Genomic DNA, 25,622 nt, shown 5'->3' on the forward strand with positions numbered 1-25,622 from the left:
CCATGGCCCGCCTCAACATCCTGCTGCTGCTGGCCGTCATTGCGACGGCTTTGTACCTCGTGCACACGCAGTACATGTCGCGTCAGCTCTATACCGAGCTCGACCGCGTGCAGCAGGAAGCCCGTCGCCTGGAGACCGACCGCGATCGCCTGCAGGTCGAGAAGCGCGCACAGGCCACGCCGCTGCGCGTCGAGAAGCTCGCCAAGGAGCAGCTGCAGATGCGCACCACCTCGCCGGCAATCACGCAGTACGTGCGCCCTGACGGCACGGTGATCCCCGCGGTCGCGCCGGTGGCGCCTGCGCCGACCGCGCCCAAGCCGGCGGCCAAGCCCGTCACCGCAGCGAGGGCCGCACGATGAACCGGGGCAACCGCAGCGTGCGCTACACCACCAGCCCCTTGCTCGCGAGCAAGACGCCGGTGTGGCGCAGCAAGTTCATCGTCGCGGGCATTGCGCTCGGCTTTGTCATGCTCGCGGGCCGGGCGGCCTATGTGCAGGTGCTCAACAACAGCTTCTTCCAGCGGCAGGGCGAAGTGCGCTTTGCGCGCACGCTCGAGCTGCCGGCCAACCGCGGCCGCATCCTCGACCGCAACGGGCTCATCCTGGCCTCCAGCGTGGTGGCGCCCAGCATCTGGGCCATTCCGGAAGACATCGAGCGCGACGACCCCGAAGTGCGCGCCAAGCTCAAGCAGGTCGCCAAGCTGCTGGAGATGTCGCAGAAGGATTTCGACAAGAAGCTCGAAGACGAGGACAAGACCTTCGTTTGGATCAAGCGCCAGGTTGACGAGCCCATCGCCAAGCAGATTGCGGCCATGAATCTCAAGGGCATCTACCAGCGCAAGGAATACAAGCGCCAGTACCCCGAGGGCGAGGCTGCCGCGCACGTGGTGGGCTTTACCAACGTGGAAGACAACGGCCAGGAAGGCATCGAGCTCGCATTCAACAAGGAGCTGGCCGGCAAGGCCGGGTCGCGCCGGGTCATCAAGGACCGCCTGGGCCGCGTGGTCGAGGGCGTTGGCGAAACCGTGCCGCCGCTCGACGGCAAGGACATCCAGCTCAGCGTCGACAGCAAGGTGCAGTTCTTCGCCTACCAGAAGCTGCGCGATGCCGTGACCGCGCGCAAGGCCAAGGCCGGCAGCGTGGTGGTGCTCGACTCCGTCACCGGCGAAGTGCTGGCGCTGGCCAACTACCCGAGCTACGTGCCCGACAAGCGCCAGAACCTCACCGGCGAGCAATTGCGCAACCGCGCGCTCACCGACACCTTCGAGCCCGGTTCGACCATGAAGCCGATCACGGTGGGCATGGCACTCGAAGCCGGCCGCGTGAAGCCCTCGACCCTGATCGAAACCGGCCCCGGCCGATTCCAGATCGGCGGCTTCACCATCAGCGACACGCACAACTACGGCACGCTGACGGTCGAAGGCGTGATCCAGAAGTCGAGCAACGTCGGCGCGCTCAAGATCGCCCAGAAGATGACCCCGCACGAGATGTGGGACACCTACACCGCGCTCGGTTACGGCCAGAAGCCGCAGATCCAGTTCCCCGGCGCCGTGACGGGCCGGCTGCGCCCGTGGAAGACCTGGAAGCCGGTCGAGCAGGCCACCATGGCCTATGGCTACGGCCTGTCGGCGTCGCTGTTCCAGATGGCGCATTCGTACACCTCGTTCGCGCACGACGGCTCGATCATTCCGGTCACCATCCTGAAGAATTCCGAGCCACCGGTCGGCGTGCGCGTGTTCTCGCCGTCGAACGCACTGGCGGTGCGCAAGATGCTGCAGATGGCTGCCGGCCCCGGCGGCACCGGCACACGCGCGCAGACGGTCGGCTACTCGGTCGGCGGCAAGTCGGGCACGGCCCACAAGCAGGTCGGCAAGGGTTACGCGAGTAACAAATATCGCGCCTGGTTCACCGGCATGGCGCCCATCGACAAGCCGCGCATCATCGTCGCTGTGATGATCGACGAGCCCAGCGACGGCCAGTATTTCGGCGGCGTCGCTGCGGCGCCCGTGTTCAGCGAAGTCGTGCAGCAGACGCTGCGCATGATGAACGTACCGCCCGATCTGGCGGTCAAACCGCTTGTGATGACGCAGGGCGTCGACGAGAGTTTCTGAACATGCTGAGCTTCACTTCCCCCCAACTCGCCGCGGCCTGGCTCAAGGAGCGCGTGCCGCAGGCCGCGCTGCACGCCGACAGCCGTGCCGTGGGCGCGGGCGACGTCTTCATCGCCTGGCCCGGCGCCGCCACCGACGGGCGCAAGCATGTGGCGGCCGCGCTGGCGCTGGGCGCGGCGGTCTGCCTGGTGGAACACGAGGGCGTCGAGGCCTTCGGCTTCGAAGGCGACGACCGCATCGTCAGCTACCCCGGCCTGAAGGCCGCCACCGGCCCGATCGCCTCGGCCTTCTACGACAACCCCTCGGCCCTGCTCGACGTGCTGGCCGTGACCGGCACCAACGGCAAGACCTCCACCGCCTGGTGGCTGGCCGAATCGCTCTCCACGCTGCGGGCGGCGGGCGGCGTGCGCGCGATGCGGCCAGACGGCACCATGCAGCGCGATGCGCCGTCACCCTGCGCGGTGATGGGCACGCTGGGCATCGGCGTGCCGCCCGAGCTGACCTACACCGGCCTCACCACGCCCGACCCGGTGATGATGCAGCGCGAGTTGCGCTCGCTGGTCACGCGCGGCTTCGGCGCCTGCGCCATCGAGGCCTCGTCCATCGGCATCGCCGAGCGCCGCCTCGACGGCGCGCAGATCGCCGTGGCCGTGTTCACCAACTTCACGCAGGACCACCTCGACTACCACGGCAGCATGGACGCCTACTGGCAAGCCAAGGCCGAGCTGTTCCGCTGGCCCGGCCTGCGCGCGGCGGTGATCAACATCGACGACACGCACGGCGCCAGCCTGTGCGCGAACCTGATCGACGCCGGCATCGGCGCACTCGACGTGTGGACCGTCTCTGCCGGCGGCAAGCCGGCCCGCCTCGTGGCGCGCGACATCGGCTACGACGCGCAGGGCCTGCAGTTCTCGGTGGCCGAGCACGGCACCGCCGCGGTGGAGCGCCTGTCGACCGGCCTGATCGGCCAGTACAACGTGGCCAACCTGCTGGGCGTGCTCGGCACGCTGCGCGCGCTGGGCCTCACGCTCGCCCAGGCCGTGGCAGCCTGCGCCAACCTCACCAGCGTGCCGGGCCGCATGGACCGCGCAGGCACCGGCGAAGGCGCACCGCTCGCCGTGGTCGACTATGCCCACACCCCCGACGCGCTCGACAAGGCCCTGATCGGCCTGCGCCCGCTGGCAAAGCAGCGCGGCGGTGCGCTCTGGTGCCTGTTCGGCTGCGGCGGCGACCGCGACCCGATCAAGCGCCCGATGATGGCCGCCGTCGCCGAGCGCCAGGCCGACCGCGTGGTCGTCACCAGCGACAACCCGCGCAGCGAAAAGCCCGACGCGATCATCAGCCAGGTGCTGCGCGGCTTCTCCAGTCCCGAAGCCGCCCAGGTGCAGCCCGACCGCGCAGCCGCCATCGCCGATGCGATCGCGCAGGCAGCCCCGCAAGACGTGGTGCTGATCGCCGGCAAGGGCCACGAGGCTTGGCAGGAAATCGCCGGCCAGCGCATCGAATTTTCAGACAAGACCCATGCGCTGCAGGCGCTGGCAAAGAGGGGGGCCGCGGCATGACCGACACGACGCCTCTCAACATCACGCTGGCCCAGGTGCAGCAATGGATTCCGGGATCGCGCCTGGTGGGTGACGCTTCGACCGTCATCGCCCGTGTGCACACCGACACGCGCACGCTCGCGCAGGGCGACCTGTTCGTCGCGCTCAAGGGCGAGCGCTTCGATGCCAACGACTTCCTGGCGGACGCCAAGAAGCGCGGCGCCGTGGCCGCCATTGCGCACCACGGCCTCGAGGCCGCCGGCCTCAGCGGCCTCGAAGTGCCCGACTCGCTGGTCGCGCTCGGCGCGCTCGGCGCGGGCTGGCGCGCGCAGTTCGAACTGCCACTGATCGCCGTGACCGGCAGCAACGGCAAGACCACGGTCACGCAGATGATCGCGGCCGTGCTGTTCGCCTTCCGCGCCGAACGCGCGCTGGCCACCGCCGGCAACTTCAACAACGAGATCGGCGTGCCGCTCACGCTGCTGCGCCTGCGCGCGCAGCACCAGCGCGCGGTGCTCGAACTGGGCATGAACCATCCGGGCGAGATCGCGCGGCTGGCCGCCATCTCGCGCCCGACCATCGCACTCGTCAACAACGCCCAGCGCGAGCACCAGGAGTTCATGGCCACCGTCGAGGCGGTGGCCGTCGAGAATGCCGCCGTGTTCGCGGTGCTGCCCGAAGGCGGCACCGCCGTGTTCCCTTACGGCGACGCCTTCACTTCTCTGTGGACCGACATGGCGCACGCCGGCGGCTCGCGCCGCTGCATGACCTTCGGCGAATCGGAAGATGCCGACATCTCGCTCGACAGCGCCGAATGGAAGCAGGGTGCCTGGGCCGTGCGCATCCGCACGCCGATCGGCGCCTTCGATGCGCGCCTGCACATCGCGGGCCGGCACAACGTCGTCAATGCGCTGGCCGCCACGGCCTGTGCGCTCGCGGCCGGCGTGTCGGTCGAGACCATTGCAGCGGGCCTGTCGGCCTTCGAGCCGGTCAAGGGCCGTTCGCGCGCCAACGAGATCGTGCTGGCCGGTGGCCATGCGCTCACGCTGGTCGACGACAGCTACAACGCCAACCCCGATTCCGTGATTGCCGCCATCGACGTGCTCGCCGCCCTGCCGGGCCCGCGCCTGCTGGTGCTCGGCGACATGGGCGAGGTGGGCGACCGCTCGCCCGAGTTCCACGCCGAAGTCGGCGAGCGGGCGCGCCAGCGCGGTATCGAGTCCGTCTACACGCTGGGCGCCGCGACGGCGCACACCACCGCTGCTTTCGGCGGTGCCGACGGACGCCATTTCGAAGAGTTCGACGCGCTCGGCGCGGCCGTGCTCGCGCGCCTGCCGCAACTCGGCAGCGTGCTCGTCAAGGGATCGCGCTTCATGAAGATGGAGCGCGTGGTGCAGGTCGTCGAGGCGCAAGCACAACCACAACAACAAAAGGAGGCCGGTCATGACGCATGAGCCGCGCGAAACCACATGCTGATGACCCTGGCCCAATGGCTGCAGACGCTCTCGCCCGAGTTCGGGTTCTTGCGCGTTTTTCAATACCTCACCTTCCGCGCGCTGATGGCTGCGCTGACCGCGCTCGTGGTCGGCCTGGTGGCCGGCCCGTACGTGATCCGCCGCCTGGCCGCGCTCAAGATCGGCCAGCCGATTCGCGGCTACGGCATGGAAACGCACCTGACCAAGAGCGGCACGCCCACCATGGGCGGTGTGCTGGTGCTGTTCGCCATCGCCTTCGCCACGCTGCTGTGGTTCGATATTTCGAACCGGTTCGTGTGGATCGTGCTGTGGGTCACGATGGGCTTCGGCGCCATCGGCTGGGTCGATGACTGGCGCAAGGTGGTGCGCAAGGACCCGGAAGGCATGCGCTCGCGCGAGAAGTATTTCTGGCAGTCGGTGGTCGGCCTGATTGCGGCCTTCTACCTGCTCTTCAGCATCTCGGAGAGCTCCAACTGGCGCGTGGTGCAGCTGTTCTTCGCGTGGGTGCAGTCGGGCTTCGACCTCGACTTTCCGCCCAAGATCAACCTGCTGGTGCCGTTCTTCAAGGAGGTGAGCTACCCGCTGGGCGGCATCGGCTTCGTGATCCTCACGTACCTCGTGATCGTGGGCGCGAGCAATGCGGTGAACCTGACCGACGGCCTCGATGGCCTGGCGATCATGCCGGTGGTGATGGTGGGCTCGGCGCTGGGCGTGTTCGCCTATGTCACGGGCAGCGCGGTGTACTCCAAGTACCTGCTGTTCCCCAACATCCCGGGCTCGGGCGAGTTGCTGGTGTTCTGCTCGGCAATGGCCGGCGCGGGGCTCGCGTTCCTCTGGTTCAACACGCACCCGGCACAGGTCTTCATGGGCGACGTGGGCGCGCTGGCGCTGGGCGGCGCGCTGGGCACCATCGCGGTCATCGTGCGCCAGGAGATCGTGTTCTTCATCATGGGCGGCATCTTCGTGGTCGAGGCGATCTCGGTGATGGCGCAGGTCATGTACTTCAAGTACACGAAGAAGCGCTACGGCGAAGGCCGCCGCGTGCTCAAGATGGCGCCGCTGCACCATCACTTCGAGAAGAGCGGCTGGCGCGAAACGCAGGTCGTGGTGCGCTTCTGGATCATCACGATGCTGCTGTGCCTCGTGGGTCTTTCGACGTTGAAGCTGCGGTAACGGAACCATGCGGCATTTGAAAGACCTCCCCGTTCTCATCCTCGGCCTCGGTGCGTCCGGGCTGGCGATGACGCGCTGGTGCGCGCGCCACGGCGCCGTCGTGACCGTGGCCGACACGCGCGAGGCGCCGGCATTGCTCGCGACGCTACAGGCGGAGCTGCCCGGGGTGACGTTCGTCGGCGGGCCGTTCACGGCTGCGCTGGTCGAAGGCACGCCGGTCCGCGCGGTGTATCGCTCGCCGGGGCTGTCGCCCGCGACCATTGCGCCGGTGGTGGAAGCGGCGCGTGCTGTCGGGCTGCCGGTCGGTGGCGAGCTGGACCTGTTCGCGCGTGCGTTGCTGGACCTGCGGACGGTGGAAGTGCCGGTGGTCGAGGCCGAGCCGGAACCCGAGGCGGAAGTACCCATCGAGCCGGTGGCAGAAGCGCCCGTGGAAACCGCCGAGCCGGAGGCGCAGGCGCAACTGCCGCTGGACGAGCCCGCGCACGTCGAGAAAGCTGAAGCCGTGGCCGAGCCGGAGCAACAGCCCGAGCCTGTCGAAGCCGAAACGCCCGAAGTCGCCGCAGAAGCCGCGTCCGAGCCGACCGTGCCCGCGCAGGCTGAAGCGATGCCGCGCGATCCGTCGATGAGCGTCGCCGTGCCGCTGCCGCCCGAGGCCGCAGAAGTCGTCGAGCCGGCGGCCGAGCCCGCGCCGGAAGTGCCCGCCGTTGTCCCCGAGTCCTCCGAGGCTTCTGCTCCTGCACCCGCCGCCGCTTCCCGCCTGCCCGTCACCGGCAAGCCCTACGTCCCGACCGCCGCCAGGGAGGCCGCGGAGTTCGTCGCCAAGATCGCCGAAATCTCCGCCACCAATCCGGCCTCTGCCGCCGTCGAAGAAGAATCGCCGCAGCTCGAGCTGGCGCCCATCGTCGAGCCCGAAGCCCCCAAGGGCTATGCGCCCGCGGTGCTCGCCATTACCGGCACCAACGGCAAGACCACCGTCACCTCGCTCACCGGCCAGCTGGTCGAGCGTGCGGGCAAGACCGTGGCCGTGGCCGGCAACATCGGCCCGACGCTGCTCGACACGCTCTCGGCGCACATGGATGCCGACACGCTGCCCGACGTGTGGGTGCTGGAGCTGTCCAGCTTCCAGCTCGACGGCGTGCAGGGCTTCGAGCCCACGGCCGCCACCGTGCTCAACCTCACGCAGGACCACCTCGACTGGCATGGCGACATGCCGGCCTACGCGGCGGCCAAGGCGCGCATCTTCGGCGCGCATGGGCTGATGATCCTCAACCGCGACGATGCCGGCGTGATGGCGATGCTGCCCGCGCCCGTCAGGGTCAAGCTGCAGCGCCCGCAGATCCGCACGCACGTCACCTTCGGCGCGACCATGCCGCTGCGCCCGGGTGACTACGGCATCGAGCGCGTCAACGGCATGGCCTGGCTGGTGCGCGCGCTGGAAGCCGACGAAACGCAGAAACGCAAGCGCGGCGCCGTGGTGGAAGAAGAAATCTTCCTGCAGCGCCTGATGCCCGCCGACGCGCTGCGCATCCGCGGCCGTCACAACGCCATGAACGCACTGGCCGCACTCGCGCTGGCCAGCGCCGCCGACTGCCCGCTGGGCCCCATGCTCTACGGCCTGCGCGAATACCACGGCGAGCCGCACCGCGTGGAGCCGATCGCCATCGTGGACGAGGTCGAGTACTTCGACGACAGCAAGGGCACCAACGTCGGCGCCACTGTGGCCGCGTTGATCGGCCTGGGCGAAGAGCGCCGCGTGGTCGTCGTCCTCGGCGGCGATGGCAAGGGACAAGACTTCGAGCCGCTGGCCGAACCCGTGCGCCAGTACGCGCGCGCCGTGGTGCTCATCGGCCGCGACGCACCGCTCATCGAAGCCGCGCTGGCATCGACCGGCGTCTCGCTGCTGCATGCCGCCTCGATGGACGAGGCCGTGAAGCTCGCGTCCGCACGCGCCAACCCCGGCGACGCCGTGCTGCTGTCACCAGCCTGTGCGAGCTTCGACATGTTCAAGGACTACGCGCACCGCGCCGAGGTGTTCCGCGAGGCCGTGCAGGCCTACGAGGACAGCCCGCGCGGCATGGGCGGTTCGACGACGGAGGACACGGTTTGAACTCTGCCGCCTCAGGCGCCACGCCCAACGCATCCACCAGCCGCTTCGGCGGCTGGTTCAGGCGCGCCCGCAGCGGGATCGACTCGCTGCCCGTGCACCTGCCCGTGCGGCTGGGCGGCGCCGGCATCGCGCAGACAAAAGCCACGCCGATGCGCGTGCTGGGTTTCGACCAGGCGCTGGTCTGGGTCACGGTCGCGCTGCTGACCTGGGGCCTGATCATGGTGTATTCGGCCTCCATCGCACTGCCCGACAACCCGCGCTTCGCACGCGCGGGCTACAGCGCCTCGTATTTCCTCACGCGGCACGCGGCCTCGGTGATCTTCGCGTTCATCGCCGCGCTGCTGGCCTTCCAGATCCCGATGAAGACCTGGGAGCGCGCCGCGCCCTGGCTCTTCGTGGCCTCGCTGCTGCTGCTGGTGGCCGTGCTCATTCCGCACATCGGCATCAACGTGAACGGCGCGCGTCGCTGGCTGCCGATGGGCTTCATGCGCTTCCAGCCCTCGGAGCTGGCCAAGCTCGCGATGGTGCTCTACGCCGCCAGCTACATGGTGCGCAAGATGGAGATCAAGGAGCGCTTCTTCCGCGCCGTGCTGCCGATGGGCATCGCGGTGGTGGTGGTCGGCATGCTGGTGATGGCCGAACCCGACATGGGCGCGTTCATGGTGATCGCCGTGATCGCCATGGGCATCCTGTTCCTGGGCGGCGTGAACGCGCGCATGTTCTTCGTGATTGCCGCGCTGGTGGTGGTGGCCTTCGGCACCATCGTCGCGAGCAGCCCGTGGCGCCGCGAGCGCATCTTTGCGTACCTCGATCCGTGGAGCGAAGAGCACGCGCTGGGCAAGGGCTACCAGCTGTCGCACTCGCTGATTGCCATCGGTCGCGGCGAGATCTTCGGCGTGGGCCTGGGCGGCAGCGTCGAGAAGCTGCACTGGCTGCCCGAGGCGCACACCGACTTCCTGCTGGCCGTGATCGGCGAAGAGTTCGGCCTGGTCGGCGTGCTGCTGATCATCGGCCTGTTTCTCTGGCTCACGCGCCGCATCATGCACATCGGCCGCCAGGCGATTGCGCTGGACCGCGTGTTCTCGGGCCTCGTGGCACAGGGCGTGGGCGTGTGGCTCGGCTTCCAGACCTTCATCAACATGGGCGTGAACCTGGGCGCGCTGCCGACCAAGGGCCTGACCTTGCCGCTGATGAGCTTCGGCGGTTCGGCGATCCTGATGAACCTCGTGGCGCTGGCCATCGTGCTGCGCATCGACTACGAAAACCGCGTGCTGATGCGGGGAGGTCGCGTATGACGCGTACCGCACTCGTCATGGCAGGCGGCACAGGCGGCCATATCTTCCCGGGTCTCGCGGTGGCCGAGGCCCTGCGTGAGCGCGGCTGGCAGGTTCACTGGCTGGGCGCGCCCGGCAGCATGGAAGAAAAACTCGTGCCGCCGCGCGGCTTCGCCTTCGAGCCCGTGCATTTCGGCGGCGTGCGCGGCAAGGGCCCGCTCACGCTGTTCCTGCTGCCGCTGAAGCTGCTGCGCGCCTTCTGGCAGAGCTTGCGCGTGGTGCGCCGTGTGAAGCCCGACGTGCTGGTGGGCCTTGGCGGCTACATCACTTTTCCGGGCGGAATGATGGGCGTGCTGCTCAACAAGCCGCTGGTGCTGCATGAGCAGAACTCGGTCGCCGGCCTCGCCAACAAGGTGCTGGCGGGCGTGGCCGATCGCGTGTTCACGGCTTTCCCCAATGTGCTGAAGAAGGCGCAGTGGGTGGGCAATCCACTGCGGGCGGCCTTCACTTCGCAACCCGATCCGGCCACGCGTTTCGCGGGCCGTACCGGTCCGCTGAAATTGCTGGTGGTGGGCGGCAGCCTCGGCGCACGCGGCCTCAATACCGTGGTGCCGCAGGCGCTGGCGCGCATCGAGCCGGCCACGCGCCCGCAGGTGCTGCACCAGAGCGGCTCCAAGCAAATCGATGAGCTGCGCGCCAACTACACGGCGGCCGGCGTCGAAGGCGAACTCACGCCCTTCATCGAAGACACCGCGCAGGCGTACGCCGACGCCGACATCATCGTCGCGCGCGCCGGCGCCAGCACCGTCACAGAAATCGCGGCCGTCGGCGCAGCAGCGCTGTTCGTGCCTTTCCCCTCGGCGGTCGACGACCACCAGACCACCAACGCGCGCTTCCTCGTGGACGCGGGCGGCGGATGGCTCGTGCAGCAGGCCGACCTCACTCCTGAATTGCTGGCTGACTTGCTACAGAAAACCGAGCGCACCGCGCTGATCGACAAGGCCGTCAAGGCCAAGACCATGCAGAAGACTGAAGCCGTCGAGGCGGTCGTCCGCGCTTGCGAGGAGCTTGCCAAATGAAGCACGCTATTCGTCACATCCATTTCGTGGGCATCGGTGGTTCCGGCATGAGCGGCATCGCCGAAGTGCTGCTGAACCTGGGCTACAAGATCACGGGCTCTGACCTGTCCGATAGCGTCACACTGCGACGGCTCGCGGGCCTGGGCATCGGCACCTTCGTGGGCCATGCCGCCGCGCACATCGACGGCGCGGACGCGGTCGTCACCTCCACTGCCGTGCAGCCGGACAACCCCGAAGTGCTGGCCGCGCGCGAGAAGCGCATTCCCGTGGTGCCGCGCGCGTTGATGCTGGCCGAGCTGATGCGCCTGAAGCAGGGCATTGCAATTGCCGGCACGCACGGCAAGACCACCACCACCAGCCTGGTGGCGAGCGTGCTCGACGCCGCCGGGCTCGACCCGACCTTCGTGATTGGCGGTCGCCTCAACAGCGCGGGCGCCAACGCGCAGCTCGGCAGCGGCGACTACATCGTGGTCGAGGCCGACGAGTCGGACGCCTCGTTCCTGAACCTGCTGCCGGTGATGGCAGTGGTCACGAACATCGACGCCGACCACATGGAGACCTACGGGCACGACTTCGCGAAGCTCAAGAAAGCCTTCGTCGACTTCCTGCACCGCATGCCGTTCTACGGCGTGGCCATTCTCTGCACCGACGATCCGGCGGTGCGCGAGATCGTGGCCGACGTGACCTGCCCGGTCACCAGCTACGGCTTTGGCGAGGACGCCCAGGTGCGCGCCATCGACGTGCGCGCCGTCGGCGGCCAGATGCACTTCACCGCGCAGCGCCGCAACGGCGTGACGCTGCCCGACCTGCCCATCGTGCTGAACCTGCCGGGCGAGCACAACGTGCGCAATGCGCTGTCGGTGATCGCGGTGGCTGTGGAACTCGGCATTCCCGACGAAGCCGTGCAGCGCGGCCTCGCAGGTTTCAAGGGCGTGGGCCGACGTTTCCAGAGCTATGGCGACGTGGCTGTGCAAGGCGGCCATAACGAAGGTGGGGCCGGCACCTTCACCGTGATCGACGACTACGGCCATCACCCCGTCGAGATGGCGGCCACCATCGCCGCCGCGCGCGGCGCGTTCCCGGGCCGCCGGCTGGTGCTGGCCTTCCAGCCGCACCGCTACACCCGTACGCGCGACTGCTTCGAAGACTTCGTGAAGGTCATCGGCACGGCCGACTCCGTGCTGCTCGGCGAGGTCTACGCCGCGGGCGAGGCGCCCATCGTGGCGGCCGATGGCCGCACGCTGGCGCGCGCGCTGCGCGTGGCCGGCAAGGTCGAGCCGGTGTTCGTCGACGACATCGCCGCCATGCCCCAAGCCATTCTCGACAACGCCCGCGCGGGCGACGTGGTGCTTTCCATGGGCGCCGGCTCCATCGGCGCGGTGCCGGGCAAGGTTGTCGAACTCGGCGCAGCGGCTGTCACCGCCGTCGCACCCTCAACATCGCAGCGCGATTCGCGCAAAGGGAGGGCCTCATGAGCCTTCAGGACCCCCAACTCTTCGGCAAGGTTGCCGTGCTGTTCGGCGGCAGTTCCGCCGAACGCGAAATCTCGTTGATGTCGGGCACCGGCGTGCTCGAAGCCCTGCGCTCGCGTGGTGTCGATGCGCACGCCTTCGACCCCTCGCAGCGCGATCTGGCCGACCTGAAGCGCGAAGGCTTCGCGCGCTGCTTCGTCGCGCTGCACGGCCGCCACGGCGAAGACGGCACGGTGCAGGGTGCGCTCGAACTGCTCGGCATTCCCTACACCGGCTCGGGCGTGATGGCTTCCAGCGTGGCCATGGACAAGGTCATGACCAAGCGCATCTGGCAGGCTGACGGCCTGCCGACGCCCAAGTACGTGCGCCTGGCCTTCGACCAGCAAAGCCGCGAGCAGATCATGGCCGTGCCCGACGTGCTCGGCCTGCCGCTGATCGTGAAGCCGCCGCGCGAGGGCTCCTCCATCGGCGTGACCAAGGTCGAGGGCTACTCGCAGATGCAGGACGCGATCACGCTGTCGGCCAAGTACGACGCCGACGTGCTCTGCGAGGAATTCATCGAAGGCGAGGAAGTGACCTGCGCCGTGCTCGGCCACGGGCTCGACGCGCGCGCGCTGCCGGTGGTGCGCATCTCCGCACCCGAAGGCGCCTACGACTACCAGAACAAGTACTTCACCGACGACGTGAAGTACCAGTGCCCGAGCGGCCTGCCCGAAGCGGAAGAGCACGAGATCCAGCGCATCACGCTGGCTGCCTACCGCACGCTCGGCTGCCGCGGCTGGGGCCGCGCCGACGTGATGATCCGCGCCAGCGACCGCAAGCCCTTCCTGCTGGAGATGAACACCTCGCCCGGCATGACCAGCCATTCGCTGGTGCCGATGTCGGCCCGCGCCGCGGGCATCGCGTACGAAGACCTGTGCCTGCGGGTGCTGGCCTCGGCCGCGCTCGACGCAACGGGAGGCTCGCTATAGCCATGGCCGACAGCATCCCCGCTCCCTTCGACGTCAAGCTCATGAACATCGTCGCGAACATTGCCTTCGCGATGGTGGCGCTCATGCTGCTGGCGGCGGGTGCGTGGTGGGTGCTGCGGCAGCCTTTCTTCCCCATCGGCGGCATCAAGGTGGACGGCGAAGTCACGCACAACAACGCGGTCACACTGCGCGCCAATGTGGCGCCGCAGCTCACGGGCAACTTCTTCACCATCGACCTGGGGCGCGCACGCGCTGCCTTCGAGTCGGTGCCGTGGGTGCGCAGCGCGGTGGTGCGGCGCGAGTTCCCGAACAAGCTGCGCGTGACGCTGACCGAGCAGGTGCCGGTTGCCAACTGGGGCGACGACGCGGGCTCGAAGCTGATCAACGGCTTCGGCGACGTGTTCGAGGCCAACGTGGCGGAGGTGGACGACAACCTGCCGCGCCTGGACGGCCCGATCGAACAGGCCGGCCAGGTGCTGGGGATGTACCGCGTGCTGCAGCCGCAGTTCCAGCCCTACGACATGAGCATCGACGAGCTCACGCTGTCGAGCCGGGGCAGCTGGAAGGTGGTGCTCGACAGCGGTGCCGAAATAGAGCTCGGCCGCGGCCAGAGCGAGGAGGTGACGGCACGACTGCAGCGGTTCCTGAAGACCGTGACCCAGGTCGCGGGCCAGTACCGCCGCACGATGGCCGACGTCGAGGGCGCCGACCTGCGACACAACGACGCGTATGCATTGCGGCTGCGCGGCGTCACCACGGTCTCGCCAGAGGCCCCAAGAAAAATCAAGTAGCGCTCATCGAGAAATCGAGGACATATCTCAATGCCTAAAGAATACAAAGACCTGGTCGTAGGACTCGACATCGGCACCGCCAAGGTGATGGTGGTCGTGGCCGAAGTGCTGCCCGGAGGCGAGCTCAAGCTGGCCGGCCTCGGCATTGCGCCGAGCAACGGCTTGAAGCGCGGCGTGGTGGTGAACATCGACGCCACCGTGCAGAGCATCCAGCAGGCCCTGAAAGAGGCCGAGCTGATGGCCGACTGCAAGATCAGCCGCGTCTACACCGGCATCACCGGCAGCCACATCCGCGGCATCAATTCGAGCGGCATGGTGGCGGTGAAGGACAAGGAAGTGACGCCCGCCGACGTGGCCCGCGTGGTGGAGACGGCCCGCGCCATCAACATCTCCAGCGACCAGCGCCTGCTGCTGGTGGAGCCGCAGGAGTTCGTGATCGACGGCCAGGACGTGAAGGAGCCGATCGGCATGAGCGGCATGCGGCTCGAGGCCAAGGTGCACATCGTGACCGGTGCGCAGAGCGCGGCCGAGAACATCATCAAGTGCGTGCGCCGCTGCGGCCTCGAGGTCGACCAGCTGATGCTGAACCCGCTGGCCTCGAGCCAGGCGGTGCTGACCGAAGACGAACGCGAGCTCGGCGTGGTGCTGGTCGACATCGGCGCGGGCACGACCGACGTGGCGATCTTCACCAACGGCGCGATCCGCCACACGGCCGTGATCCCGATCGCGGGCGACCTCATCACGAGCGACATCGCCATGGCGCTGCGCACGCCGACGAAGGACGCGGAAGACATCAAGGTCGAGAACGGCTATGCCAAGCAACTGCTGGCCGACCCCGACACGCAGGTCGAAGTGCCGGGCCTCGGCGACCGCGGCCCGCGCATGCTGAGCAAGCAGGCGCTGGCCGGCGTGATCGAGCCGCGCATCGAAGAGATCTTCTCGCTGGTGCAGCAGGTGGTGCGCGAGTCGGGCTACGAAGAGGTGCTGTCGTCGGGCGTGGTGCTCACGGGCGGCAGCGCGGTGATGCCCGGCATGGTCGAGCTCGGCGAAGACATCTTCCTGAAGCCCGTGCGCCGCGGCATCCCGAAGTATTCGAGCGCGCTGTCGGACATGGTTGCGCAGCCTCGCGCAGCGACGGTGATGGGCCTGCTCGAAGAAGCACGGTTCGCGCGCATGCGTGGCTTCAAGGTCGCGCAGAAGAATGGGTCGGTAAAGACTGCATTCGGACGTTTCAAAGACTTCATCGTGGGGAATTTCTAGCCATGATCAAGTCTCCACTCTGGCTCGCGCGTGGCAGCCCCCCATTGCATTTCAACGAGCGATGGCGACGAACAGGTCCACCATCGTGACGGACGCATCGTTGATCTCGTCACGGCACAAGAATTATTCATAGACACACAACGGCAACTGCAAGATTCAAGGAGTTAAAAATGACCATCGAAATGATCGAAGTCGAAGAGTTCAATCAGGGCACGCAGATCAAGGTAATCGGTGTTGGCGGTGGCGGCGGCAATGCGGTCGCCCACATGATGGAGCGCGGTGTGCAGGGCGTTCAGTTCGTCTGCGCGAACACCGACGCACAGGCACTGCAGCGCAGCAGCGCGCACAAGATCATCCAGCTCGGCACCAGCGGCCTGGGTGCAGGCAGCAAGCCCGACAAGGGCCGTGAAGCGGCCGAGCTTGCGGTGGACGACATCCGCGCGGCCATCGACGGCGCGCACATGCTGTTCATCACGGCCGGCATGGGCGGCGGCACCGGCACCGGCGCTGCTCCGGTCATCGCGCGCGTCGCGAAGGAAATGGGCATCCTCACCGTGGGCGTGGTGACCAAGCCCTTCGACTGGGAAGGCGGTCGCCGCATGACCAACGCCGACGCCGGCCTGGCCGAGCTCGAAGCGAACGTCGACTCGCTGATCGTGGTGCTCAACGAGAAGCTGCTCGACGTGCTGGGCGAAGACGTCACGCAGGACGAAGCCTTTGCGCAAGCCAACGACGTGCTGAAGAACGCCGTGGGCGGCATCTCGGAAATCATCAACGAGTACGGCGGCGTGAACGTCGACTTCGAAGACGTGCGCACCGTGATGGGCGAACCCGGCAAGGCCATGATGGGCACCGCTGCCGCAGCTGGCCCGGACCGCGCGCGCATCGCAGCCGAGCAGGCCGTGGCCTGCCCGCTGCTCGAAGGCATAGACCTCTCGGGCGCCAAGGGCGTGCTGGTGCTGGTGACGGCGTCGAAGGGCTCGCTGAAGCTGAACGAATCGAAGCTCGCGATGAACACCATCCGTGCCTACGCTTCGCCGGATGCGCACGTGATCTACGGGGCTGCCTACGACGACAGCCTCGGCGACGAGATGCGCGTGACCGTGGTGGCCACCGGCCTGTCGCGTGCCGATGCCCGCCGCCAGGCACCGACGCTGGAAGTGATCCGCACCGGCACCGACAACATCCCGTTCAACGTGCCGACGCTCGGTGGTACGGGGCACGCCAGTGGTGGCGGCCACAGCCAGCCCAACTACGACGGCATGGCCGTTCCCAGCGTGTGGCGCACCAACCGCACGATGGCTGCAGCGAAGGTGGACGCGCTGTCTTCGGGCGGCATGGACGACTTCGAGATCCCGGCCTTCCTGCGCCGCCAGGCTGATTAAGAGGACACCGCGTTCGATGGTCTCGCTGGAGGCCATCGCGGGGTGAACTCGACCAGACGCAGAGGGTACGAGGGTTCGCAAGGGGCACAGGGACGACCTGAAAGGGACGTCTGCTGGCTCTAGGCGCTGCGCTCACCTCGTGCCCTTTGCGTCCATTTCGCGCCAATTTGGCGGGATTGCATAGAACCCATGTCTATCGGTGCCATAGCGAGGGGCATAGGGCGCCATGCCCGTCGCGCGCCTAAAATCCCGGCCGTGCTGCAACAACGAACCCTCAAGTCGATCAGCCGCGCCGTGGGCGTGGGGCTCCATAGCGGCCAACGCGTGGAGCTGACCCTGCGACCGGCTCCCGCCGACACGGGCATCGTGTTCCGCCGCGTCGACCTGCCCGAGCCGGCCGAGATCCGCATGACCGCCGAGGCGGTCACCGACACGCGCCTTGCATCCACCGTTTCCACCGGCGGCGCAAAGGTGCAGACCGTCGAACACCTGATGTCGGCCTGCGCTGGGCTGGGCATCGACAACCTCTACATCGACATCACGGCCGACGAAGTGCCGATCCTCGACGGATCGGCTTCGTCCTTCGTGTTCCTGCTGCAAAGCGCGGGCATCGCGCTGCAGAAGGCGCCGCGCCGCTTCATCCGCGTGACCCGCAAGGTCGAGGTGCGCGAAGGCGAGGGCGCCAACGAGAAGTGGGCGAGCCTGGAGCCGTACCACGGCTACAAGCTGAGCTTCGAGATCGACTTCGACCACCGCGTGGTCAATTCCACCGGCCAGCGCGTGGAGTTCGACCTGGGCACCGACTCGTACAGCCGAGACATCGCACGCGCACGCACCTTCGGCTTCACCAAGGACGTCGAGTACATGCGCACCAAGGGCCTCGCGCTCGGTGGTGGGCTCGACAACGCGGTCGTCATGGACGACACCAAGGTGCTCAATGCGGGCGGCCTGCGCTACGACGACGAGTTCGTGAAGCACAAGATCCTCGACGCCATGGGCGACCTGTACATCATCGGCAAGCCGCTGCTGGCGGCCTACACCGCGTTCCGCTCGGGCCATGCGCTCAACAACAAGCTGCTGCGCGAACTGCTTTCGCACAGCGACGCCTACGAAGTCGTGACCTTCGAGGACGAGAAGCGCGCACCGCGCGGTTTCGGCGAAGTCGCCCGGGCCTGGTAGGCCGCGCCCGTCTCTCAGTCCCTCATGCTTCTTTTTCGCTGGGCCATCCTGCTGCTTCTGTTGGTGGCGGGCGTGTGCTTTGCGTTCTATGCGGGCACGGGGCAGGCCAAGTACCGGCGCATCGGATGGATCGTGTTGAAGTGGACGCTGCTGGCGGCGTTCGGTTTCTTCGCGGTGCTGATCGCCGAGCGCGTGGCGTAGCCTTCGCGTCTTCGTTCGCATGTCCGGAAACGGCATGCGTGGCAGCACACTCCGGCGCACGATGGCGCCATGAATACCAACACATCCCCCAGCCGGAATCCATTCGGCGTTGAAGATGCGCCCGACCCGGAGGGCGCAGATATCGAAGCGTTTGCCGAGAGCATCGAACTGCACGGCGGGCCCGATGACCCGAACGCGCCTGCGTGGGGCACATCGGCGAACGACGCGCCGTCCTCAATCGTCGGCGCATGGTCCAGCCGCTGGAATGGAGGCGCCGATCCGACGATCCCCGGTGATTCCGAAGCTGCGTGGAAGCAGGGCAAGGCCACCGTGCGGGTGGCCGGCAGTCGGTTCTACCTGCTGTTCGATTGGGATGGCGGCGCGCGGCAGGCCCTGCTCGATGTCCGCTATGTCGATCCCGACATGCTTGTGGGCCGCTACATCAACCAGAGCAATCCGGCCATCACGCAGCCCTGGGTGGGCCTGATCGTCGACAACCGCCGGATCGACGGCCGCTGGCCCAACGGGCGATTGGATTTCCGGCGATAGGGCTGCTCAGGCTGCGGCGAGTGCCTGCAGGGCCTGCACTTGCTGTGCGAGCAGCGGCCCCTTGCGGTGCGCAGGCACCAGCAGCATGACCGTGTCTCCCACCGCCTTCGGCCGTCCCCAAGGCGCATGCAGCTTGCCTTGCGCAAGCAATGGCGCAACGAGCCGCTCACGGCCCATCAACACTCCTTCGCCATCGAGCGCGGCCTGCAGCGCGAGGCTGTAGAGCGAGAAGTCCGGCCCGGCGGCCATCGCTTCGGCTTCGACTGCTGTGAAGCCGGGGCGAACAGCCTGCAGCCAACGCGGCCAATCGTCGCGCCACACGGTGTCGTGCAAACCGCCGCAGCGCGCGAGCAGATCCGCCAGGTCATCGAGCGAGCGAGGACGCCCGCTGGGCAACGGCTGCTGCAGGCGCGGGCTGCACACCGGCAGCAGCCGGTCGCGCACGAGCGGAATCGCCTGCGCGCCGACAGCAGCCTCGATGTGCTCACCGGCCCGCGCATAGAACAACCCGAGATCGAAAGGCTCGCGGCGGAAGTTCGGCGGCTGCTCCAACGCGGTGACGGACACCTGCACGCCGGGCAGTGCGGCCTTCAGCCGGGAGAGCCGGGGCGACAGCCATAGCTGCGCCACGGCTGGCAAGGCAGCCACCTGCAGCGTGCTGCGGCGCGCTGCGGTCTGCGTCTCGTGGCGCAGCGCCTGTACTGCGAGGCCGAGCTGGTCGACGGCAGCGCTGAGCGCCGGCAGCGCGCGCCGCCCGTGCGCGCTGAGGCGAATACCCTGGCTGTGCCGCTCGAACAGCGCGCCGCCGGCCCATGTCTCCAGCGTCTTGATCTGCTGTGCGACGGCGGCCGGCGTGACGAAGAGTTCTTCGGCTGCGCGCGCGAAGCTGCCGTGGCGCGCAGCTGCCTCGAAGGCGCGCACGGCCGTGTGCGGCGGCAGGCGGGGGCGGGGCGGTGCGAGCGGCATCGGAGCAATCCTTCAGGCCAAGTTTTTCTAGGGCCCAGGCCCAGATTATCCGGTTTGCCCGACCGGCGGCGGCAGGCGACGATGCGGCCATTCACCACTTCCAGCGAGATCCACCGCATGCCAGCCGCCCTGCAACGCCGCCCCTGGGTTCCCGCCGCCAGCGAAGACCACGTGCTCTCCATTGCCGCCGATGCCGCTGCGCGCGATGCGGCGGGCGTCGCCGCCGAGATCGAACGGCTGGTGGCCGACAACCACCGCATCCACGATGTCGAGGGCCTGAACCTCAACCCCGCCACCAACGTGATGAACCCGGCCGCCGAAGCGCTGCTGTCGCGCGGGCTCGGCTCGCGTCCGTCGCTCGGCTATCCCGGCGACAAGTACGAGATGGGGCTGGAAGCCATCGAGCGCATCGAGGTCGTCGCGACCGAGCTTGCAGCCGAGGTGTTCGGCGCGAAGTTCGCCGAAGTGCGCGTGAGCTCCGGCGCGCTGTCGAATCTCTACGTGTTCATGGCGACCTGCCAGCCCGGCGACACGATCATCGTGCCGCCGCCCAGCATCGGTGGCCACGTCACGCACCATGCGGCGGGCGCGGCCGGGCTCTATGGCCTGAAGCCTGTCTCCGCGCCGGTGGATGCCGACGGCTACACGGTCGATGTGGTTGCGCTGGCAAAGCTGGCGCGCGAGGTGAAGCCCAAGCTCATCACCATCGGCGGCAGCCTGAACCTGTTCCCGCACCCGGTGCCTGCGATCCGCGAGATTGCCGACAGCGTGGGCGCGAAGCTGCTGTTCGATGCCGCTCACCTCTCGGGCATGGTGGCCGGCAAGGCGTGGCCGCAGCCGCTCGAGCAGGGGGCGCATGCGATCACCATGAGCACCTACAAGAGCCTGGGCGGCCCGGCGGGCGGGCTGATCGTGTCGAACGACGCGGCGCTGATGGAGCGCATCGACGCCATCGCCTACCCCGGCCTCACGGCCAACTCGGATGCAGGCCGCACCGCCGCGCTGGCTCGCGGGCTGCTCGACTGGAAGGTGCATGGCGTTGCCTATGCGGCCGCGATGCGCGAGACCGCGCAGGCCCTGGCGCGTGCGCTCGATGCGCAAGGCCTGCCCGTGTTCGCGAAGGCGCGCGGCTTCACGCAGTCGCATCAGCTCGCGGTCGAAGCGGCGCGCTGGGGTGGCGGGCAGCATGCGGCGAAGAAGCTCGCGCAGGGCGGTCTGCTGGCCTGCGGCATCGGCCTGCCGATCGCACCCGTGGACGGCGACATCAACGGCCTGCGGCTTGGCGTGCCGGAGATCGTGCGCCTGGGCTTCACGCCAGACGACATGCCGCAGCTGGCCGATTGGATCGCGCGGGCTCTGGCAGGCGATGCCGCCGCCGTCGCCGCTGAAGTGCGAGAGCGCCGCAAGCGCCTCGGCGAGCTGCGCTACATCGTGCGCTGAGTTATCAGCGCGAGCGCCCTTGCCGGTAGGTGCCGGCATGCGTCTTCGACAGCTCGGCCGCTTCCGCGAGTCGTGCCATCGACCGCCCCACCTGCGCATGCGTGATGGCAATGCCCAGCGCATCCGCCGCGTCGGCGCCCGGCAAGCCTGGCAACTCGAGCAGCCGCCGCACCATCTCCTGCACCTGTGCCTTGGCGGCCTGGCCGTGGCCGGCCACCGCCTTCTTCATCTGCAGCGCGGTGTACTCGGCCACCGAGAGGTTGTTGCTCACCAGCGCGGTCACGCAGGCGCCGCGCGCCTGTCCCAGCAGCAGTGTCGACTGCGGGTTGACGTTGACGAAGATGATTTCGACCGCCGACGCATCGGGCTGGTAGCGCGCGGTGATCTCCGCGATGCCGTCGAACAGCACCTTCAGGCGCGCCGGCAGATTGCCGGTGCCCAGGTGCCGGGTGCTGATGGTGCCGCTGGCCACGTAGCGCAGCGCATGGCCGTCCGCGTCGACCACGCCGAAGCCGGTGGTCTGCAAGCCGGGGTCGATGCCAAGAATGCGCATGAAAGGAAGCGAAAAGGCTTACGCCAGTGCAAAGAGGAGAGAGAAGGGACCGAACTATCGCTCGAAAGCAGCGCTATCGCGGGCAGAATCCGTGCCGATTCGTACAGTCTGCCCCGCTTTCCGCAGGGCGCGCCACACAAGGAAGCGAATGTGAATGTAGTCGAGTCCTCAGCGCAGCGGCAACTGGACGAGGCGCAAGCCTTGATCGAACGCCTGCAGCAGCACCCCGCCGAACGCGCGGCCGCGAGCTTCCGCCGCATCGAACTGCTCAACGACCTGGGCCGCCGCAACGAGGCATTGGCCGCCTGTACCCGTCTGCTCGACGAGTACGCAGCCCGGCCCGACGTCGGCGTGGTCGTGCCCTGCTGCCAGGCGCTGCGCCTGCTGGCGCACATGCTGCGCCAGATGCATCGCCCCGCCGACGCGCTCGCCACCCTCGACCGCCTGATCGCCGCGCACGGCCAGCGCAGCGAGCCCGCGATCCGCGAGCACATCGCCCATGCGCTGTATCAGCGCACCTGGTGGATCGACGAGCCCGAGGCGCGCTGCGAAGCCTGCGATGCCATGAGCGATCTGCTCGACAGCCAGCCCGATGCCGCGCTCGACGCGTGGCGCGTGGAGGCCCGGCTGCTCAAGGCCGAGATCGAACACCATCGCGGCCTGCCGCAAGACGCGCTCGCCACGCTGGAAGCAGTGATCGAGCGCTTCGACGGCAGCACCGACCCCGGCGTGGTGCTGCGCGTGGCGCGTGCGCGCCTGGCCTCGGTGCTGAACCTGCGCGAACTGGCGCAGCACGCGCAGGCCCAGGTGATGTGCCTGGCCGTGGCCGACCAGATCGAGGCCGGCCTTGCCGACGCGGCGCCCGAGCTGCGCATCGAAGGCGTGCGGGCGCTGACGCTGTTCTTCGACGGCTTCGGCATCGACGAGCACGCGAACCGCGCCGAGCTGGTCGGCTGGCTGCTCGACCGCTACGGTCGCGACGAGTCGTCGCAGGTGCGCCGCATGGCCGTGCGCCGTGCCTACGACTGGTCGGTGGGGTTGCGCGAGCAGGACGACGGAGGGGTCGCGCTGGCCGCCTGCGAGCGGCTGCTCGCCACCTTCGGCGCCGACAACGACGCCGCAGTGCAGCGCACCGTGGCGAGCGCGCTGCTCAACAAGGGCTTCGTGCTGCTCGAACGGCTCAACCGGCCCGAGGAAGCGCTCGCGGTGTACGAGCAACTCGCGAAGCAGCTGAAGGACACGCCCACGCCCGAGCTGCAGGACACCCTGTCCAAGGCCAACGCTGGCCGCCAGGCTTGCCTGAAGCGACTGCGCAAGGCCGATACGGAGCTGCCGCCCGAGCTGCGCGACGAGGTGCGCGACAAGGTCAAACAGGGCCGCAAGCACGGCGATGCGGGCGAGTCGCGCGAGGCCATCGCACTGTTCGACGAAGTGCTGGCCGCGTATTCCGCATCGCCCCATCCCGAGCTGCGCCGCCAGTGCGCGCGGGCGCTCGTCCACAAGGCCTTCTGCCTGGTCGCGCTGGACCGCTTTGCCGAAGTGATAGCCGCCGCAGACGCGATGGACGCGCGCTACGGCGCCGACCCATCGACGGAGATGCAGGAGACAGTCGCGCTGTGCCTGCAGTACAAGAGCACCGCGCTCGACCGCCTCGGCCTGCACGACGACGAGATGCGGGTGCACGACGAGATCGTCGCGCGCTGGGGCAACTCCGAGCTGCCGGACCTGCGCGGGCGCGTGGTCGGCGCGCTGTTTCGCAAGGGCGCCACGCTGCGCCAGACCGGCCAGCTCAAGGCGGCCGTGGCCTGCTACGACGAAGCCGTCGCGCGCACCACCGGCGCGAGGGAAGGCACGCTGCAGCTGTGGGCCGCCAAGTCGATGATCAACAAGGCCAAGGCGCTCGACAAGCTCGGCGATCCCGTGGGGCAGGCCAAGGCGTATCGCGCGCTCATTGCGCGCTTCGGCGATACAGGCGATGCCGCGCTGCGCGAACGCGTCGCCAATGCCTGCGAATGGCTGGCCGAGGCCGAGGGCCGGCAAGGTCGTGTGGAGGCGCAGCGCGCGGCGCTCGAAGCCGCGCTGGGTCGTTTCGGCACGGCGTTGTCGGCCGAGCAGCGCACTCGGCTGACGCGCGAGCTGCAGGCGCTGAAGGCCAAGGCCTTCGGACGCGCGGCGAAGCAGGCCTTCGACCGCGTGGTGCGCCGCAAGGCCTGATGAGGCTCAGGCGTTGAAGTACCAGCGGATGGAGTGAAAGAAGATTGGGGCGGCGAAGCACAGGGCATCGACGCGGTCCAGCAGACCGTTCGCACCGGTCACGCCGACGCCCTTCTGCCCCCAGTTCGGAATGCCCCGGTCGCGCTTCAGCGCCTTCATCACCAGGTGCCCCATCGACCCCGCGATGCAGGCAATGACCGACACCGCGAGCGCCTGCCCGAACTTGAACGGCGTGATGAACGAGAACAGCGCGCCCACCAGGCTCGCCACCACGATGCCGATGCCCCAGCTGGTCCAGTTGAAGCTGCGGCTCACGTTGGGCGCGAAGGGCGCACGCTGTGTGCGGCGCGATATCAGGTGCTGCACCAGCACCGAGGTCTGCACCACGAACACCAGGAAGAACACGAGGAACGCGCTCTTGCCCTCGTAGCCCGGAAAGCTCAGCAGCAGCAGCGCCGGCACGTGGCTCATGCCGTAGACGCAGACCATGATGCCCCACTGCAGCTTGGCGTTGCGCTCCAGGAAGTGGCTCGGGTCGTTGGCCAGCGCGCTCGCCACCGGTATCGCGAGGAAAACGTAGACCGGGATGAACACGGTGAACAGGTCGAAGCGCGCCGTGGCCACCAGCCAGAACTGGATCGGCAGCACCACGAAGAAGGCGAGGATCAGGCTGCGGTGGTCGCCGCGCCGCGTGGGCGAGAGCGTGATGAACTCGCGCAGCGCGAAGAAGGAGATCAGCGCGAACAGCACGGTGGCCACGGTTTCGCCCAGTGCCCAGCCGATCCAGAAAATGATGACCATGAACCAGGTGGTGCCCAGCAGTGCGCGGAAGTGCGCGAGCTCGGCCTGCCAGGTGGCGTCGTGCACGGGGTTGCGCTTTTCCCTGAAGCTCAGGAAGAAGGCGGTGGTGCTCACGATCACGAGCACGCCGAAGATGATGAGGAAGAGCGCCGCGACTTGCTGGGTCGGGGTGAGGTTGCGCAGGAACTGGTTCATGTCGTCAGACGTCGCGCAAGGCGATCACCGCGGCGCGCGCCCGGTCGAGGAAGGGCCGGCGTTCTTCGTCTTCTTCGACGCGGATCGGCGCGCCGAAGGTGACGGAGCAGAGGATGGGCACCGGCACGATCTCGCCTTTGGGCATCACGCGCTGCACGTTGTCGATCCATGCCGGCACCAGCACCACGTCGGGGAACATGGTGGCGAGCGTGTAGAGGCCCGACTTGAACTTCTGCGGCTCGCCCGTGTGGCCGCGCGTGCCTTCGGGGAAGATGATGATGGAGTCGCCGCTTCGCAGCGCTTCGACGAGGGGTGCGAGTGGATCGACGGCTGGGGCCGGTGCAGCGACCGGGACTTCTTCGGGCGCCGCGGGCGGTGGCGGCTCTGGAGGAGGAGGCGGCGGAGCGAGCGGCTCGGGAAGGTCGAGCCGGCCCTGTGCTTCGGGCGCGGTCTCTGCGGGCGGTACCGGCGGCGTCAAGGGCAGCAGCGGCTCCATCGAGGGCTCGATGCGCTCGGCAGGCATCGGCGGGCGTTGCGGTGGCGGGGCTTCGGCCACCACAGGTGCGGGTACGGGAGGTGCCGCCGCTGCGGCAGGGGGCGTCGCCTGTCGCTCCACGTACACCGCGTTGAACACCTCCGTCGTGATCCAGCGCTTGACCGGCGTGTTGGCCCAGTAGTCACGCGCCGCGATGGGCCGCGTGATGCTGCGCAACTCTTCGGGCAGCGCCGCCCAGATCATCACGAGGTCGGCGTGGCTCTGGTGATTGGCGAAATAGATGCGCTGCTCGGCTTTCGGCGGACAGCCATACCAGCGCGCCTGTGCGCCAGTGAGCAACCGGACGATTCCCAACAACAACCAACCCGTGAGCTTTGCCAGCATATGGGC

Annotated in this window: 22 protein-coding genes; 18 read left to right on the forward strand and 4 right to left on the reverse strand. The window is 68.2% G+C overall.

The window, feature by feature from the left end; translation table 11 throughout:
• The first annotated feature begins 2 nt into the window (after positions 1 to 2).
• From ftsL to ACZYSP_RS25880, 16 genes are all read left to right on the forward strand, one after another.
• A complete protein-coding gene (gene ftsL, locus ACZYSP_RS25805; RefSeq protein WP_440533483.1) occupies positions 3 to 359 on the forward strand; it encodes a cell division protein FtsL in 357 nt (118 codons plus the stop codon).
• A complete protein-coding gene (locus ACZYSP_RS25810) occupies positions 356 to 2,110 on the forward strand; it encodes a peptidoglycan D,D-transpeptidase FtsI family protein (protein WP_093056277.1) in 1,755 nt (584 codons plus the stop codon). The genes ftsL and ACZYSP_RS25810 overlap by 4 nt, the downstream gene beginning before the upstream one ends.
• A 2-nt stretch (positions 2,111 to 2,112) precedes the next feature.
• On the forward strand, positions 2,113 to 3,672 hold the full coding sequence (locus ACZYSP_RS25815; protein WP_489017384.1) for a UDP-N-acetylmuramoyl-L-alanyl-D-glutamate--2,6-diaminopimelate ligase: 1,560 nt from the start codon (positions 2,113 to 2,115) through the stop codon (positions 3,670 to 3,672).
• On the forward strand, positions 3,669 to 5,105 hold the full coding sequence (locus tag ACZYSP_RS25820; RefSeq protein WP_307616375.1) for a UDP-N-acetylmuramoyl-tripeptide--D-alanyl-D-alanine ligase: 1,437 nt from the start codon (positions 3,669 to 3,671) through the stop codon (positions 5,103 to 5,105). Before ACZYSP_RS25815 ends, ACZYSP_RS25820 begins: the two co-directional genes overlap by 4 nt.
• 15 nt (positions 5,106 to 5,120) lie before the next feature.
• Positions 5,121 to 6,299 carry a phospho-N-acetylmuramoyl-pentapeptide-transferase gene (mraY, locus tag ACZYSP_RS25825; protein ID WP_093056272.1) on the forward strand — a complete coding sequence of 393 codons (1,179 nt, stop codon included), beginning with the start codon at positions 5,121 to 5,123 and terminating at the stop codon, positions 6,297 to 6,299.
• A gap of 7 nt (positions 6,300 to 6,306) precedes the next feature.
• Positions 6,307 to 8,406: a UDP-N-acetylmuramoyl-L-alanine--D-glutamate ligase gene (gene murD / locus ACZYSP_RS25830; protein ID WP_489017387.1), complete on the forward strand. Its 2,100-nt coding sequence runs from the start codon at positions 6,307 to 6,309 to the stop codon at positions 8,404 to 8,406.
• Positions 8,403 to 9,701 carry a putative lipid II flippase FtsW gene (gene ftsW, locus ACZYSP_RS25835; RefSeq protein ID WP_093056268.1) on the forward strand — a complete coding sequence of 433 codons (1,299 nt, stop codon included), beginning with the start codon at positions 8,403 to 8,405 and terminating at the stop codon, positions 9,699 to 9,701. The genes murD and ftsW overlap by 4 nt, the downstream gene beginning before the upstream one ends.
• Positions 9,698 to 10,759 carry an undecaprenyldiphospho-muramoylpentapeptide beta-N-acetylglucosaminyltransferase gene (gene murG / locus ACZYSP_RS25840; RefSeq protein WP_489017388.1) on the forward strand — a complete coding sequence of 354 codons (1,062 nt, stop codon included), beginning with the start codon at positions 9,698 to 9,700 and terminating at the stop codon, positions 10,757 to 10,759. The genes ftsW and murG overlap by 4 nt, the downstream gene beginning before the upstream one ends.
• A complete protein-coding gene (gene murC / locus ACZYSP_RS25845; protein WP_354338851.1) occupies positions 10,756 to 12,234 on the forward strand; it encodes a UDP-N-acetylmuramate--L-alanine ligase in 1,479 nt (492 codons plus the stop codon). Before murG ends, murC begins: the two co-directional genes overlap by 4 nt.
• Complete coding sequence (locus ACZYSP_RS25850; RefSeq protein ID WP_354338852.1) at positions 12,231 to 13,202, forward strand: D-alanine--D-alanine ligase; 972 nt, start codon at positions 12,231 to 12,233, stop codon at positions 13,200 to 13,202. Before murC ends, ACZYSP_RS25850 begins: the two co-directional genes overlap by 4 nt.
• 2 nt (positions 13,203 to 13,204) lie before the next feature.
• A complete protein-coding gene (locus ACZYSP_RS25855) occupies positions 13,205 to 13,993 on the forward strand; it encodes a cell division protein FtsQ/DivIB (protein ID WP_093078611.1) in 789 nt (262 codons plus the stop codon).
• 30 nt (positions 13,994 to 14,023) lie between these two features.
• The gene (gene ftsA, locus ACZYSP_RS25860) at positions 14,024 to 15,253 is read left to right on the forward strand and encodes a cell division protein FtsA (protein ID WP_007832444.1); all 1,230 of its coding nucleotides are present in this window, start codon (positions 14,024 to 14,026) and stop codon (positions 15,251 to 15,253) included.
• Positions 15,254 to 15,423: 170 nt separating this feature from the next.
• Positions 15,424 to 16,638, forward strand: a complete 1,215-nt coding sequence (gene ftsZ, locus ACZYSP_RS25865) for a cell division protein FtsZ (RefSeq protein ID WP_093056258.1) — start codon at positions 15,424 to 15,426, stop codon at positions 16,636 to 16,638.
• A gap of 255 nt (positions 16,639 to 16,893) precedes the next feature.
• Positions 16,894 to 17,817, forward strand: coding sequence for a UDP-3-O-acyl-N-acetylglucosamine deacetylase (gene lpxC, locus ACZYSP_RS25870; RefSeq protein ID WP_258351224.1), 924 nt, complete (start codon positions 16,894 to 16,896; stop codon positions 17,815 to 17,817).
• Between the two features lie 24 nt (positions 17,818 to 17,841).
• The gene (locus ACZYSP_RS25875; RefSeq protein WP_164713437.1) at positions 17,842 to 18,018 is read left to right on the forward strand and encodes a hypothetical protein; all 177 of its coding nucleotides are present in this window, start codon (positions 17,842 to 17,844) and stop codon (positions 18,016 to 18,018) included.
• Positions 18,019 to 18,087: 69 nt separating this feature from the next.
• On the forward strand, positions 18,088 to 18,567 hold the full coding sequence (locus ACZYSP_RS25880; RefSeq protein ID WP_489017393.1) for a hypothetical protein: 480 nt from the start codon (positions 18,088 to 18,090) through the stop codon (positions 18,565 to 18,567).
• Positions 18,568 to 18,573: 6 nt separating this feature from the next.
• Here ACZYSP_RS25880 and ACZYSP_RS25885 read toward each other — a convergent pair whose 3' ends face one another.
• A complete protein-coding gene (locus ACZYSP_RS25885) occupies positions 18,574 to 19,533 on the reverse strand; it encodes a LysR family transcriptional regulator (protein WP_489017395.1) in 960 nt (319 codons plus the stop codon).
• Positions 19,534 to 19,650: 117 nt separating this feature from the next.
• On the opposite strand from ACZYSP_RS25885, the gene glyA reads away from it, so the two are divergent.
• The gene (gene glyA / locus ACZYSP_RS25890) at positions 19,651 to 20,973 is read left to right on the forward strand and encodes a serine hydroxymethyltransferase (protein WP_354338855.1); all 1,323 of its coding nucleotides are present in this window, start codon (positions 19,651 to 19,653) and stop codon (positions 20,971 to 20,973) included.
• A 4-nt stretch (positions 20,974 to 20,977) separates the two neighbouring features.
• On the opposite strand, the gene ruvC is transcribed toward glyA, so the two are convergent.
• Positions 20,978 to 21,526, reverse strand: a complete 549-nt coding sequence (gene ruvC, locus ACZYSP_RS25895) for a crossover junction endodeoxyribonuclease RuvC (RefSeq protein WP_093056250.1) — start codon at positions 21,524 to 21,526, stop codon at positions 20,978 to 20,980.
• A 150-nt stretch (positions 21,527 to 21,676) separates the two neighbouring features.
• On the opposite strand from ruvC, the gene ACZYSP_RS25900 reads away from it, so the two are divergent.
• Positions 21,677 to 23,740 carry a tetratricopeptide repeat protein gene (locus ACZYSP_RS25900; protein WP_354338856.1) on the forward strand — a complete coding sequence of 688 codons (2,064 nt, stop codon included), beginning with the start codon at positions 21,677 to 21,679 and terminating at the stop codon, positions 23,738 to 23,740.
• Between the two features lie 6 nt (positions 23,741 to 23,746).
• Here ACZYSP_RS25900 and ACZYSP_RS25905 read toward each other — a convergent pair whose 3' ends face one another.
• Both ACZYSP_RS25905 and ACZYSP_RS25910 read right to left on the reverse strand, forming a co-directional pair.
• Complete coding sequence (locus tag ACZYSP_RS25905) at positions 23,747 to 24,736, reverse strand: phosphatidate cytidylyltransferase (protein ID WP_093078616.1); 990 nt, start codon at positions 24,734 to 24,736, stop codon at positions 23,747 to 23,749.
• A gap of 4 nt (positions 24,737 to 24,740) precedes the next feature.
• Entirely contained in the window at positions 24,741 to 25,616 is an 876-nt protein-coding gene (locus ACZYSP_RS25910; protein ID WP_354338857.1) for a lysophospholipid acyltransferase family protein, read from the reverse strand.
• Positions 25,617 to 25,622 lie beyond the last annotated feature (6 nt).

It is taken from the genome of Variovorax sp. F042, from assembly GCF_057814215.1.